This window comes from Pseudomonas sp. NFIX10 (assembly GCF_900111955.1).
Classification (GTDB): domain Bacteria; phylum Pseudomonadota; class Gammaproteobacteria; order Pseudomonadales; family Pseudomonadaceae; genus Aquipseudomonas; species Aquipseudomonas fluorescens_AA.
In genome coordinates, this window is record NZ_FOKH01000034.1 from 19,993 (window position 1) to 33,725 (window position 13,733).

Here is a 13,733-nt window from a genome sequence, read left to right on the forward strand (position 1 = left end):
GGAAAGAGTCATCAGTAGCCATAAGCGCAACCGTCGCATTGAAATCCTCAGGCCATCTCTGACTCACCCAGAGCGGCCTGAATTTGATCAAAGAACCAACTTAGCCCCGTTGACTGGACGCTTCTGGAATGCCAGTGAAGGGTGACCTCGAATGCTGGAACTTCAAAAGGGAGCTCAAGAGTCTTCAGCGGTTTGGCCGATGGCCGCTCGCAAAAGCTCTCGGCAATTTGGGACGGAAGGATGGCCAGCAACTCGGTGCCAGGTATCACCTTGGGCAAGACGGAGAAATGGGGAAGTCTCAACTTGACTCTTCGCTTCACTCCGAGTTTCTGAAGCACATCTTCCGCCATGCCATGGCCCGATGTTCTGGTGACAAGGACGTGGCGTTCCGCGAGGAACTGATCCATGGACATCTCAGATCGGACTCGGGGGTGGGCGGCATCGAGCAAGCAAACGTACCTTTCGCTGACCAGCTTTTGGCTTGCTAGACCGGCGCTGGAAATCGCGCGGCTGCAGATCGCCGCATCAATGTAGCCATCGTTCAACCAAGTTCCCACCTGATCGATTTCGAGAGGAATGATCTCCAGCTCGATATTGGGCGCCAGTTTATTCAGCCGTTCCATGAGCCTAGGTAGTAGCGCCATCTCTCCCAAGTCGGACAGGGCCAAGCGAAATTGCCGGCTCGAGTGACTTGGGTCAAATTTCCGGGCCTCAGATACCGAGTCTTCAATGCAGCGTGACGCTTGTTTGAAGCCCACGTAAAGCTGGGCAGCAAGCCTCGTGGGCTGCATGCCTTGGCTAGTCCGTACGAACAATGGATCGTCGAATTGCTCACGAAGCTTACCCAGCGCGTAGCTGATCGATGGTTGAGTCACGAAGAGCCGTTCAGCGGTGATCGTCAGACTTTGTGTCTCGTACAACGTGACGAAAGTAGTAATCAGGTTGAGATCGAAATTAGCCATTCATAGACCTATTAAAAATAAGTGATGTCTATTTTGGTGACATAAAGGATTGATTTGATCGATCTTAACCCAATTTTTACAGTAGGAGGACTTGGACATACCCTGGAATTTGACCCAATGAAAACAATCCATTCTGCCTCCTACGCCCTGTTGCGCCGTCATGGCATGACAACCATCTTTGGTAACCCCGGATCCAACGAGCTTCCGTTCCTCAAGGATTTTCCGGAGGACTTTCAGTATGTCCTGGGTCTCCACGAAGGTGCTGTCGTAGGTATGGCTGATGGTTACGCGCTCGCAAGCGGTAAGCCCGCGTTCGTTAACCTGCACGCGGCAGCGGGTACCGGGAATGGAATGGGGGCTCTCACCAACTCGTGGTATTCGCACAGCCCACTGGTGATCACTGCAGGGCAGCAAGTACGGTCGATGATAGGGGTCGAGGCAATGCTGGCGAACGTAGATGCCCCTCAGCTGCCGAAGCCTCTCGTTAAGTGGAGCTACGAGCCGGCGACCGCTCAAGACGTGCCCAGAGCGTTGAGCCAGGCTATCCACATCGCCAATACGTCTCCTAAGGCTCCGGTCTACCTGTCGATTCCGTACGATGATTGGGAGAAAGCATCACCAGCGGGTGTAGAACACTTGCTCCAACGGGAAGTCCAAACTGCCGGTGCTCCTGATGCGCGCCAATTGGAAGCTTTGATCAAGCAGTTGAACAGCGCTAAAAATCCAGTTCTGGTACTTGGCCCCGATGTCGATGCCACTCGTGCCAATGATCATGCCGTTGCGTTAGCCGATAAATTGAAGCTGCCAGTTTGGGTCGCTCCTTCGGCATCGCGCTGCCCGTTCCCAACGCGTCACCCCAGCTTCCGGGGTGTTCTGCCTGCCGCAATCGCTGGCATCAGCAAGACCCTTGATGGCCACGATCTTATCGTCGTAGTCGGCGCTCCAGTCTTCCGCTATCACCAATTCGCTCCAGGCGATTACCTGCCTGCCGGCGCCCAACTCCTGCATATCACCTCCGATCCTCAGGAAGCCGCTCGCGCTCCGATGGGAGACGCGTTGATTGGCGACATCGCTGAAACGCTAAGGGTTTTGGCTGAGGGTGTTGAAGAGAGGACGAAATCCTACCCTGTGCCAATCCCGGCGCTGGTATCGATGCAGGATGAGCCTCATCACTTGCGCCCAGAGACCCTGTTTGACGTCTTGGATGAAGTGGCTCCGCCGGACGCTATTTATGTCAAGGAGTCCACTTCCACAACCACGGCATTCTGGCAGCGAGTGAACATGCGCAATCCTGGGAGTTACTACTTCCCTGCAGCGGGTGGCTTGGGTTTCGGATTGCCGGCTGCTGTTGGTGTCCAGCTTGCCCAACCTGACCGGCGCGTAGTCGCTTTAATCGGCGATGGTTCTGCGAACTACGGCATCACAGCGCTCTGGACAGCTGCGCAATACCACATCCCGGTGGTCTTCATCATTCTCAAAAACGGCACCTATGGCGCGTTGCGCTGGTTCGCTGGCGTCTTGAAGGTCGAGGACGCTCCTGGCCTCGACGTACCAGGTCTCGATTTCTGCGCGATTGCCAAAGGGTATGGCGTGAAGGCTGTTCATACCGATACGCGTGAAAGTTTCGAGGCCGCGCTCCGGGCAGCGCTGGACTCCACTGAACCAACAGTGATCGAGGTTCCTACAGTGACGATCCAGCCTCATTGATGAGGGACGGGGCCCCCCGAGTGGGGCCCTTAGCAAATCCGAAATAACAAAAACAAGAGACTAATCATGACCCAAAAAAATGCGATAGAGATTGCGAGCACGGCTCCGTTGGGGAAATTCCACTACGGCCTGCTGTTCTGGTGCTCCTTCATCATGTTGTTTGATGGATACGACCTGGTCATATACGGCTCTGTCATTCCACGCCTCATGGAACAGTGGTCAATACCTCCTGTTCAGGCAGGCTGGATGGGGAGCGCTGCGCTGTTCGGCATGATGTTCGGTGCCGTCATGATTGGGCCTTTGGCTGATCGCCTTGGCCGACGTAAAGTCATTCTCGGAGCGATCACTCTGGCGAGCGTTGGTGCACTTGCCAACGCATTTGCATGGGATGCTTTGAGCTTCGCCGCTCTGCGTTTCCTGACTGGCGTTGGGCTGGGTGGAGCGGTTCCTAACATCGTAGCGCTAATGAGCGATCTATCGCCCACAACCCGTCGCAGCACACTCACGACCATCATGCTCAGCTTCTACTCCATTGGTGCGATGGTTTCCGCGTTAGTGGCCATGCTTCTGATTCCGAAGTTCGGATGGGAGGCGACGTTCTTCATCGGGGGCCTGCCGTTGCTCTGCCTACCATGGATGTACCGTTACCTTCCCGAATCCCTGCCTTACTTGCTGGAGAAGGACAAGGCTGCTGCCAGCCGGCTCCTGGCCCGGATTCGTCCTGGCATTGATACTTCCTCTGTTCGATTTGAGTCGCCCGTCCGGACATCCTCGTCTACACCTCTGTCACGCCTTTTCAAAGAGGGGCGAGGTGTCAGTACGGTATTCCTGTGGCTGGGGTTCGGCATGTGCCTGCTGATGGTCTATGGCCTCAATACCTGGCTGCCAAAAATCATGGTTGCTGGAGGCTATCCATTGGTCTCAAGCCTGATGTTCCTCGTGACATTGAATCTCGGCGCGACCGTTGGTGCGCTTGGTGGCGGCTGGCTGGCGGATCGTTGGGGATGCAAACCTACCCTGATCCTGTTCTTCACGCTCGCTGTCGCCTCACTTTGCACCCTTGGTATCAAGCCGGGCCCTGTATTGCTCAACGTCATGTTACTCATTGCTGGTGCTACCACCATTGGCACCCTTGCGGTTATTCATGCGTTTGCGGCGCAGCAGTATCCGAGTGAAATCCGTTCGACTGCAGTGAGCTGGTGTTCAGCGGTTGGCCGTTTCGGTGGTGTGGCTGGCCCTGCTCTGGGAGGGCTCATGCTGAGCCTGAACTTGCCACTCCAGTTGAATTTCATTTTCTGCGCGATACCTGGGCTGCTCGCGATCTGCGCCATCGCCATGGTGAAACGACGTGCCCAGTATTCGAATGAAAGCCTATCCCAGCCTATAGATGCACATTCCTGATACCCAAGTATCACCGTCTAAGGAGACTTTACGTGAGCCAAAGTAACCGCACGCCTTACCAAGACATGCACCTACTGCCAATTGCAGGTGAGTGGCGCAAGGGCAGCACCGGGAACGTCCTCAACGTTACTGATCCGTACAACGGAGACTCGCTGCTGGAAATCAGCCAGGCTGATGGCGAGGATCTGAATCAAGCTTACCTGGTAGCGGAGCAGGCGCAGGCAAGCTGGGCGGCAATGGGCCCAGGGCAACGCTCAGCGATCATGCTTAAAGCAGTCCAAATCTTCGATGAGCGTCGCGAAGAAATCATAAACTGGATCATTCGAGAGTCCGGCAGCACGCGCATTAAAGCCCAGATCGAATGGGGCGCCGCTCGGGGGATTACCCAAGAGTCCGCCTCGTTTCCTGCTCGGGTACATGGTCGTATCTTACCGTCCAACGTACCTGGCAAGGAAAACCGAGTTTACCGTGAGCCCCTCGGCGTGGTGGGTGTGATCAGTCCCTGGAATTTCCCGTTCCACCTGACTCAACGATCTGTGGCACCTGCATTGGCACTGGGCAATGCGATTGTCATCAAGCCGGCGAGCGATACTCCCGTCACTGGGGGATTGCTGGTGGCGAGGATCTTTGAAGAAGCTGGCGTTCCTAAAGGGGTGATCAGCGTGCTGGTGGGTTCCGGTGCACAAATCGGTGATGCATTTGTGGAGCATCACATTCCTAAGTTTATCTCCTTCACGGGCTCAACGCCGGTAGGATTGAACATCGGGCGGATTGCAAGTGGCGGTAAGCACCTCAAACATGTGGCGTTGGAGCTTGGCGGTAATAGCCCATTCGTGGTGCTTGCAGATGCCGATCTTGACCAGGCTGTCGCTGCGGCTGTCATGGGCAAATTCTTGCACCAAGGCCAGATCTGCATGGCCATTAACCGAATCATTGTCGAAGACGCGTTGTACGACCGTTTTGTGGAGCTCTACGCCTCCAAAGTCAGGGCACTGAAGGTTGGTAATCCAAACGACCCCGATACCGTTGTTGGCCCAATCATCAATCGCAAACAACTTGAAGGGCTCCTGAGCAAAGTTTCCCGTGCGAAGGAAGAAGGAGCCAGGACAGTTGTGGAGGGTGAGGCGAAAGGGAATCTCCTTCCTCCACACGTCTTCGCCGACGTCACAGCAGACATGGAAATCGCTCGGGAAGAGATCTTCGGGCCGCTTGTTGGGATTCAGCGTGCTCGGGATGAAGCTCACGCCTTGGCGCTGGCGAATGACAGCGAGTTTGGTCTTTCGAGCGCTGTATTCACCAAGGATCTGGAGCGTGGGGCTCGTTTTGCTCGAAAAATCAAAGCTGGCATGACACATGTCAACGATATTCCGGTGAACGACGAAGCCCATGCGCCGTTCGGTGGGGAGAAGAACTCCGGGCTTGGCCGATTCAATGGAGATTGGGCAATCGAGGAATTTACAACCGATCACTGGGTTAGCGTTCAAATGGCGCCACGTACTTACCCGTTCTAAATGAAGCTCTAAGACTATAGTTCGACCCTTGTTTGTAAGCAGTTTCTGCCCTTTAGATTTCTAAAGGGCAGCCTGTTGTTGTCTTCTAAAAAAAAATAAAAAGGTATATTCATGCAAAACTTCACTAGGTCCAAGTGCAGTGCTATCGTCATGAGTTGCGTAACTTTGGGTCAACCATTCTCGGCAAAGGCGGATTTTGTCGAGGATAGTAAAGTTACACTGGGGCTGCGTAATGCTTATATAGATCGCGACTTCAAACAAAACGATGCTCCAAAGTCCCGAGTTGGAAGCTGGACGCAAGGTTTTGATTTGCGATTCATTTCAGGCTATACCAATGGCCCTGTGCAGTTCGGTTTTGACAGTAGCGCACAATGGGCTTATCGACTGGACGGAGGCGGAGGGAGGGGGCCTGATAGCGTGATCCCGTACGATAGCAGTCGCGGGGAACAGGTGAAGGAGTATGGCCGCTCCAGTCTGACGGGGAAAATCCGGGTTTCCAAAACAGAGCTTAAGGTAGGCGAGCTCAGGCCGATGCTTCCGGTTGCTTACGTGGACGAATCTCGTCAGCTCATCACAACCTACCAAGGTGCGCTGCTGGAATCGAAAGAGTGGGATGGTTTGACGCTTACAGGTGGGCGCATCACGGAAATTGCGGCCCGAGAATCGTCCAGTCACGAAAAGATTTATTTGATGAACGGCCCCGATGTCAAACACCGTAGCGATGGATTGAATTTCGCTGGCGCGACGTACCAATTTACTCCGGAGCTTTCGGGTACTTATTTTTATGGCCAATTGGAAGATATATACAAGCAGCATTATTTTGGACTGACTGATGTTTTGGGGCTGGGCAATGGTTACTCGCTCAAAACTGATCTCAGGTATTATCATAATGCAGAAGATGGTGATGCTCTCTATGGCAAGATCGACAACCAGACCTATGGTGCCATGACCACATTGCGAAAAGCTGGTCACGGAATTGGGGTTGGCTACCAGCGTATGCTCGGAGATTCTGCGTTTCCTCTCTTTAACGGCTATGCACCTCAGCCCTATTTGGTTAACTGGTCTACCTTGGGCTTCTTTAAGCCCAATGAAAGTTCGTGGCAGGTCAGATACGACTATGATTTTGCAGCGATGGGTGTGCCAGGACTGAAAGTCATGACTCGGTATATGCGTGGCACTGGAATCGACAGGGGCAGCAACGCTCTACCAAAAAACGTCGAAAGCGAAAGTAATTGGGTGCTCAGCTACGTGATACAGAGCGGACTATTCAAAAACGTAGGGTTTGAGTGGCGGCACATTGATGTAAAAACCAAATATGGCAACGGGCGATTGGCGGGTGCGGACTACGACGAAAATCGCATCATCACTACCTACACCTACCAGTTTTAGTGGAGCCTACATGCGTATTGGAGTGATTGGCGCGGGGGCAATGGGCGGACTTTTTGGTGCTCGCTTGTTTCTTGGTGGCCACACCGTGGTGTTTATAGAGGTTTCAAAACCTACTATCGAGGCCATACGGAGTGAAGGTTTACAGCTGATTGATGATCAGTCCAGTCAGCGTGTATGGCCTGAAATTGGGGAGTCGAGTAGTTTTCAAGGCCCGTTTGATCTGCTGATCGTGTTCACAAAGGGCTTTCACACCGCGAAGGCGATCAGTGACGCCCGTCATCTTGTGAATGCATCCACATGGGTTTTGTCGGTGCAGAATGGTTTGGGGAATGCTGAACTGATCTCCGAGGTCGTGAGCCCACACCGGTTAATCGTCGGGATGACTGATTTCCCTGCTCAACTCAGATCGCCAGGGAATATCTACAGCCAGGGCCATGGCCTCGTGAAAATCTGGAGCTACACGGGAGTAGAGGTCAGCCAAGTCCGGAGGATCGCTGAAGCATTCGATAATGCCGGCCTGGCGTGTACCGCTGATCCTGATGTCCAGATGTATATCTGGGAGAAGCTTGCGTTCAATGTCGCTTTGAATTCGATATGTGCCGTTTCTGGGCTGACCGTAGGGGGCGTGGCTCTCGCGAAGGGCGGGGCATGTTTGGCCAACGCCGTTGTGGAAGAGGTTGCGTCCGTGGCTCGAGCCGTTGGCGTAGTGGTAAGTACGTCTCGAGTTCTAGAGGCTATCAATCATGCTTTCTCACACCACAACACTCACAAACCATCAATGCTCCAAGACATCGAGGCCGGACGTAGGACAGAAAACGACTTTATCGCAGGTGCGATTGTCATGATTGGGCGTGAGCGCGAGGTCGCGGTACCGATCACGACGAGCCTCTACACGTTAGTTGGGATGAAAGAGCAGGCCCTCAGGTCTGATTCCCTGTTATAGCCAGCGGGGCTCTCTGTCAAAAGGGCTCCGTGCTCCCTCCAATGCCACTGTTCACACGGCGCTTATCTCCCGACCTGAGAAATGCTGTTGCCTAAACTCTTTTGGTGTCATCCCCGTTTCGCGTTTGAATGCACGGCTGAAATGGGTACAGTTGCTGAAACCCCAGTCGAACGCGATCTCTCCGATATTCTTACCTTTAAGGGCGTGGCTTTTCAGGTCTTTCTGACAGAGCTGAAGCCTCTGGCTCCATATCCATTGGGAGAGTGGCTGCTCTTCATGCCCGAAAATTCGGTAGAGTGAACTTACTGACATTTTGAGATCCATAGCGACTTTCTCAACATTCAGACTAGGATCACGCAAGTTCTGAATGACGTAGTTCTTCACTCTGGAGATATGGAACATATGCAATCTCGATACTTCGCATTGCCGTGACTGGGGGAGAGACTGTAACCCTCCCACTACCAGCTCAATAAGCGCATTGGCTATTGAATCTGAAACTGGCGATGTGAGCTCAATATTATTCTCTGCCAATGAACGCAACATTCCACCAAGTAAAATGCTCGGGCTGGCTTTGGAATCTATAGTTAGGCCGCAAAGTTTTTCTGGGCTGCTTATATGGGCATTGAGCAGGCGGCGAGGAATCCTAAGGATGTATTTGCTGAAATTTCCATCGTACTCCATATCAAATGGCCGGGTACTGTCGTAAACAACAAAATCACCAGCCTTTTGCTTGGACTCTTTATCTTCCTGCTTCAAATATCCGTGTCCAGAGATTTGATAACTGACCATGAAGTAGTCAGCGTCAGACTTCCGGGCCAAGCGAGCGCTCCGTGTGACTGCGTGTGGGCTAGCAGCCATGGTCATCAAGTCTAAGGCGCCCACAGGAGCATGATGCAGATCAGCACTGAAAGACGTCCCGGCACCGGCAGCGCACTCCAGAGGCATAAACATCCTACCGATCAGGTCCCGCCAAAAATCAAGACGTTCGCCTTCAGGAATGGCCTGGGTGGAGAGAGTCGTTTGCATGGTGTGTTTCCTGCGCAAGCTGCTTGGCTATAGGCAAGCAAATAAGATGCCCGCCACCCCCAGTCAGGTCAACCCGAGCAACTAAGGCAAGAAAAATTGGAAGGTGAGTACAAATCAGTTTATTGCTTTTGTATTTCCCGCCCATGTCACGCCCTTTTTCAGAGCATTTCAATTTGTTCTGCACGCATTTGGAAACGCATTCCAACGTAAGAAACAGAGGCAATTTCCGCAGGAAGTGGAGGGCCGCGACTCAAGTCTATTTCCTGACAAACTGCCCGTCGCCGCAGCGCTTTTTAATTACGACCTGAGCAAAAGAAATGGACGGGGAGTTTAGCCTTGTCGTAACGAATCGAAACAACCATGAGTTACTGACTAACACGCGCGTTAACGACCCACACACCGGCTCACTTCCCAACCTGTAGCAGAGGTATGGGGCTTCGGTTCGGTGACTCATCTCACCCGGCTGGCCCACCAACAAAATTTCTTTAACAAGCAACTGAGTGTGCGGGTTGGGAAAATGACCCCCACAGAATTTTTTCTGTCCACTTGTGAGTTTCAGAGTTTGGTCAACTGCGGCACCGTGCCCGGTATCAGCATCATCTGGTACGGATGGCCTATCAGCACACGGGCAGCTTCTACAACCTATCACATCACCCTAGATTGGTACTTGAAGCTTATCCTACATGTGGATTCGCGATTGCTCGCAGACTTTGACGCCAAAGCACAAGGTTGGGCGGTGGCACCGGGGGCGTATGCGTTGGGGTTGGCCATAGTGCGACCGAATTGGTGGCACCACAGCATGTTGCCTTGCAGAGGCAGAACTTCTCGGACGTTGCTGTCAGCCCCTAAGCGCTTCCCTCCTTAGGGAAGCTCAAGCAAATTTCGCAAGACTTTCAGCACATTTTCCCTGCTCTTTTTCAGCAAAGATGCAGGGGACGGCTGCGTGCCATATTTTTTGAGGTCTTTATGTCTTCTTCAGTTTCGTATCGAGTTGCGGTGGTACAAGCCGCACCTGTTTTTATGGATCGTGCGGCGACCGTCGAGAAATGCATTCGGCTCATTGCTGAGGCGGCGTCGAGCGGGGCCCGATTGATTGCGTTTCCCGAAAATTTCATCCCAGGCTATCCATGGTTCTTCTGGCTCGGCTCTCCCGCATGGGCAATGCAGTACATGCTCAAGTACCACGACCAGGCTTTGGTGATCGACAGCCCAGACTATCGGCGTTTGGAGCAAGCGGCTGCGGAGCACCAGATTTTCGTCTGCGTTGGTTTTACTGAAAAGTCTAATGGGAGCTTGTATATGGCCCAAGCTTTTATCGATGACCAAGGACGTACGCTGTCGACGCGTCGCAAGCTCAAGCCGACTGTTGCTGAGCGAATGGTGTTTGGGGAGGGTGACGGTAGTGATATCCAAGTCCATGAGACCCGTATTGGTCGGCTTGGTGGTCTCTGCTGTTGGGAACATATCCAGCCGCTCACGAAGTTCGCCATGTACAGCAAGCACGAGCAAGTTCACGTGGCCGCATGGCCTGGCTTCTCGCTCTATACCGATGTCACTGCAGCGATTGGCGGTGAGGTGAATAACGCTGTCAGCCGTACCTATGCCGCCGAAGGCCAGTGTTTTGTCCTCGCTCCCTGTGGGATGGTTTCTGAGGACGTGGTCGAGTCCCTTTGCCAAAACGATGACACCCGCCGTCTGCTCAAGGTGGGTGGCGGATATGCGCGAATTTACGGCCCAGACGGGGCGGATTTGGTGACTCCCTTGGCACCGGATCAAGAAGGTCTGCTCTACGCAGATGTGAATCTCGATGCCGTCACGCTGGCTAAAGTTGCGGCAGATCCGGTTGGCCATTACTCCCGCAGTGACGTGACACGTCTGCTGTTCAATGGTGAGTCGCGCCGGCCTGTAACGGAAAAGGCATCAGCCCGTGCGGACGACGAAGTCGTCCTCGTTGGCGACCTCGAGTCCAATTAATCGATTCCACCCTCCTTTGAGGATATAACATGCAACATAAATCGCATGGTGATTCGGCTTACGAGTGGAAGATGGTTTGGTTGCTTGCAGTGCTATTTGGCATTGTGGGCCTTGATCGGCTGGTAGTTGTATACCTGTTCCCGATTTTGATTCCAGAGTTGGGATTGAGTAATACCCAAGCTGGAGCCATTGCTTCCGTACTGGCGTTGACGTGGGCGTTATCAACCTATTTTCTTGGCGGTGTGAGTGATCGTCACGGGCGGAAAAAGGTGCTGATTTACTCAGGCATCTTCTTCTCACTGATGACCTGGATGACTGGGGTTGTAAAAAACTTCACTGGCATGCTGATTGTCCGAGGGTTGCTCGGCGTGGGCGAGGGCGGTGTATTCAGCGTTAGCGTTGCAACGCTTGCAGAGATCTCGACGCCTAAGCGGCGTGGACTGAACATGGGAGTCCACCAAGCGTTTTTTCCGTTGCTCGGTATCGGCCTGGGCCCAATCATCGCGACCCAGTTGAGCCTGTACATGCCGTGGGAGTGGGTGTTTTTCTTACTGGGGATCCCTGGACTGATCCTGACGGCGATGTTGGCCAAGCTAATGCGAGAGCCCAGCAAGAGTCTTCCTGAGGTCGACGCTGTCAAAAGCACACCTCTCAGGAGTGTTCTTAGATTCCGCAATATCTGGGTGACGACGATCATTGGTTCGCTGTTCCAAACCGGTCTGTTCGTGTTTTCGACCTTTGTAGCTCTATACCTCACTCAAGTGGTGGGGCTGTCGTTAAGCACAACGGGACTGATCGTGTCGGGCTGGGGATTTGGTGGTTTCATCGGGATGATCGCTGTGCCTGCGTTATCAGATCGCTGGGGGCGTAAATCCGTGCTGGTGGCTTGCGCTACGATGTACGGCGTTTTGATGTTGGCGTTTGCTCTCAGTCATGCAGGTCCGGTAGTGATGTTTTCTATCCTGTTCGTTGCCGGCATCTTCGGATTTGGCATCGCGCCGTTGTTCCTGGCCGTGATACCGAGTGAATCGGTACCCTCTACCATGACGGGTTCAGCAGTCGGTGTACCCACCGGGGTGAGTGAGTTGATAGGCGGCGTTTTAATGCCTGTTGTCGCTGGAGGTTTGGCTGACATGTACGGGTTGGCTGTCCCGATGATGGTTGTGGGGGCAGTGTCGCTCGGAGCAGCTGTGACTGGCATGTTTCTGATCGAAACTGCGCCCGGCGCAGCTGCACGTCGGCCAAATTCATTAACTCTGCCGATCTCAACTGAATAAGCAGTATCTATTCGGCGTTGAGATAATATCGATTTGATCAATTAGACCCTGCTCAATAGAGTGGGGTTTTAGTTTTCAATTTTCGTACTGCCTTGAGGGCTTCATGAACTCAGCATTTAGCGTAGAAGGCTTTCGCTCCTTGGCACGGCGGCGTCTTCCCCGAATGGTCTTCGACTACCTTGACGGTGGTGCGGATGATGAAAAATGTCTACAGCGTAATCGGGATGCGTTCGATCAATGGGAGCTGATCCCAAGACGTCTGGTCGACGTCGCCCAGCGAGACCTCGGTGTTGACGTGTTTGGCACGTCCCAGCCACTGCCACTTATGGTCGCGCCGATGGGGCTTAACGGTGCTTTCTGGCCGAAAGGCGATATCGCATTGGCAAGGGCAGCAGCGAAAGCGGGTATCCCATTCATGCTTTCTACGGCTGCCAATGCATCAATTGAGGAGGTTGCCGACGAGGCCGGCGGCGATCTTTGGTTCCAACTGTATGTTGTGCATCCCTCTCTTGCTGACCAACTTGTCTCACGTGCTCTGGCGGCTGGATACAAGACCCTGGTGCTCACCACCGATGTCGCTGTGAACGGAAAGCGTGAGCGCGATCTGCGCAGTGGATTTGGTCTTCCATTCAAGTACACGCCCAAGGTGGTGTTGGATGGTGCGCTGCACCCTCGGTGGTCGCTCAGTTTGCTTGCTGGGGGAATGCCTCAGATGGCGAACTTTGCCAATCAGGACGCCAACAACGTGGAACTCCAGGCTGCGTTGCTTTCCCGGAAAATGGACGCAAGCTATAACTGGGCTTCTCTTGAGCGTTTGCGAGCCATATGGCCGCATCGACTGATCGTTAAAGGGATTCTCCACCCTGAAGATGCCGCGCGATGTATGGAGTTGGGGGCCGACGGCGTAGTGCTTTCGAATCACGGTGGCCGTCAATTGGACTCCAGCTGTTCACCTATGGTGTCTCTTCAGGAGATTTCCGCTACTCATCCAGGAAAGGTGCTAGTGGACAGCGGTTTCAGGAGAGGCTCGGATGTGATCAAAGCCTTGGCGCTTGGCGCTGGCGCTGTGCTCATCGGTCGACCTCTCCTTTACGGATTGGCGGCAGCTGGCGAGGAGGGTGCGAGCGAAGTTCTCAACATCATTCGTGACGAGATGGATCGTACGCTCGCGAATATGGGGTGTGCTTCGGTTAGAGATTTGTCACCGGATTATCTGAAAAAACGCCATAGCTAATTCGGATTGCAGGTGGCCAGTATGGAGGCCTGGACAGATCCTCGACCAGCTTCCTGCTTGCGGACCGTTGCTTGACCCGCGCTATCTCTGAGCCCATACGGGATACCGCTCCGTCGTTGGTGGCTGCCCCTGCTGTGAGGACGCAAAGCCAGCTTTTCTATCGATGCGATCCAGGCAATTCCGTAGGGATTCTATAGAATCGCTCGTTCGAATTGTGTGAAGTCGCGTTTTGTTATTCTTTGTGAAAGATACTGAGTGTTGGGGCGGTGCGGGATGAAGGGTTAGAGCTATGGAGCCAGGCTCAGTCAT

At 53.6% G+C, this 13,733-nt stretch carries 10 protein-coding genes and 1 pseudogene; 9 read left to right on the plus strand and 2 right to left on the minus strand.

Going from position 1 to position 13,733, the window contains the following annotated elements:
- Positions 1-47: 47 nt before the first annotated feature.
- Complete coding sequence (locus tag BM321_RS24520) at positions 48-962, minus strand: LysR family transcriptional regulator (RefSeq protein ID WP_092445329.1); 915 nt, start codon at positions 960-962, stop codon at positions 48-50.
- A 117-nt stretch (positions 963-1,079) separates the two neighbouring features.
- Between BM321_RS24520 and mdlC the strand changes: the two genes are divergently transcribed.
- The 5 genes from mdlC to BM321_RS24545 all read left to right on the plus strand — a co-directional run bounded on the left by mdlC (position 1,080) and on the right by BM321_RS24545 (position 7,913).
- Positions 1,080-2,669: a benzoylformate decarboxylase gene (gene mdlC / locus BM321_RS24525; RefSeq protein WP_092445331.1), complete on the plus strand. Its 1,590-nt coding sequence runs from the start codon at positions 1,080-1,082 to the stop codon at positions 2,667-2,669.
- Positions 2,670-2,735: 66 nt separating this feature from the next.
- Positions 2,736-4,070 (plus strand): MFS transporter, encoded by a 1,335-nt coding sequence (locus tag BM321_RS24530; protein WP_092445333.1) that lies wholly within the window; start codon positions 2,736-2,738, stop codon positions 4,068-4,070.
- A gap of 65 nt (positions 4,071-4,135) precedes the next feature.
- Positions 4,136-5,581, plus strand: coding sequence for an aldehyde dehydrogenase family protein (locus tag BM321_RS24535; protein ID WP_175534964.1), 1,446 nt, complete (start codon positions 4,136-4,138; stop codon positions 5,579-5,581).
- A 150-nt stretch (positions 5,582-5,731) separates the two neighbouring features.
- The gene (locus BM321_RS24540) at positions 5,732-6,970 is read left to right on the plus strand and encodes an OprD family porin (protein WP_371856650.1); all 1,239 of its coding nucleotides are present in this window, start codon (positions 5,732-5,734) and stop codon (positions 6,968-6,970) included.
- A 10-nt stretch (positions 6,971-6,980) separates the two neighbouring features.
- Positions 6,981-7,913: a ketopantoate reductase family protein gene (locus BM321_RS24545; RefSeq protein ID WP_092445339.1), complete on the plus strand. Its 933-nt coding sequence runs from the start codon at positions 6,981-6,983 to the stop codon at positions 7,911-7,913.
- A 51-nt stretch (positions 7,914-7,964) separates the two neighbouring features.
- On the opposite strand, the gene BM321_RS24550 is transcribed toward BM321_RS24545, so the two are convergent.
- Positions 7,965-8,939 carry an AraC-like ligand-binding domain-containing protein gene (locus BM321_RS24550; RefSeq protein ID WP_092445340.1) on the minus strand — a complete coding sequence of 325 codons (975 nt, stop codon included), beginning with the start codon at positions 8,937-8,939 and terminating at the stop codon, positions 7,965-7,967.
- A 421-nt stretch (positions 8,940-9,360) separates the two neighbouring features.
- Here BM321_RS24550 and BM321_RS31400 point away from each other — a divergent pair.
- The 4 genes and pseudogenes from BM321_RS31400 to BM321_RS24570 form a co-directional block, all read left to right on the plus strand.
- Positions 9,361-9,804: pseudogene (locus tag BM321_RS31400) on the plus strand (carbohydrate porin); the annotation flags it as partial.
- Positions 9,805-9,905: 101 nt separating this feature from the next.
- Entirely contained in the window at positions 9,906-10,913 is a 1,008-nt protein-coding gene (locus BM321_RS24560; RefSeq protein WP_175534962.1) for a carbon-nitrogen hydrolase family protein, read from the plus strand.
- A 29-nt stretch (positions 10,914-10,942) separates the two neighbouring features.
- Complete coding sequence (locus BM321_RS24565; RefSeq protein ID WP_256573480.1) at positions 10,943-12,190, plus strand: MFS transporter; 1,248 nt, start codon at positions 10,943-10,945, stop codon at positions 12,188-12,190.
- 103 nt (positions 12,191-12,293) lie between these two features.
- Positions 12,294-13,424, plus strand: coding sequence for an alpha-hydroxy-acid oxidizing protein (locus BM321_RS24570; RefSeq protein ID WP_092445344.1), 1,131 nt, complete (start codon positions 12,294-12,296; stop codon positions 13,422-13,424).
- Positions 13,425-13,733 lie beyond the last annotated feature (309 nt).

Bases quoted from the DNA above. Each gene is read 5' to 3' on its own strand.
- BM321_RS24520 (WP_092445329.1), bottom strand. From the start codon at position 962: ATGGCTAATTTCGATCTCAACCTGATTACTACTTTCGTCACGTTGTAC.
- mdlC (WP_092445331.1), top strand. From the start codon at position 1,080: ATGAAAACAATCCATTCTGCCTCCTACGCCCTGTTGCGCCGTCATGGC.
- BM321_RS24530 (WP_092445333.1), top strand. From the start codon at position 2,736: ATGACCCAAAAAAATGCGATAGAGATTGCGAGCACGGCTCCGTTGGGG.
- BM321_RS24535 (WP_175534964.1), top strand. From the start codon at position 4,136: ATGCACCTACTGCCAATTGCAGGTGAGTGGCGCAAGGGCAGCACCGGG.
- BM321_RS24540 (WP_371856650.1), top strand. From the start codon at position 5,732: ATGAGTTGCGTAACTTTGGGTCAACCATTCTCGGCAAAGGCGGATTTT.
- BM321_RS24545 (WP_092445339.1), top strand. From the start codon at position 6,981: ATGCGTATTGGAGTGATTGGCGCGGGGGCAATGGGCGGACTTTTTGGT.
- BM321_RS24550 (WP_092445340.1), bottom strand. From the start codon at position 8,939: ATGCAAACGACTCTCTCCACCCAGGCCATTCCTGAAGGCGAACGTCTT.
- BM321_RS24560 (WP_175534962.1), top strand. From the start codon at position 9,906: ATGTCTTCTTCAGTTTCGTATCGAGTTGCGGTGGTACAAGCCGCACCT.
- BM321_RS24565 (WP_256573480.1), top strand. From the start codon at position 10,943: ATGCAACATAAATCGCATGGTGATTCGGCTTACGAGTGGAAGATGGTT.
- BM321_RS24570 (WP_092445344.1), top strand. From the start codon at position 12,294: ATGAACTCAGCATTTAGCGTAGAAGGCTTTCGCTCCTTGGCACGGCGG.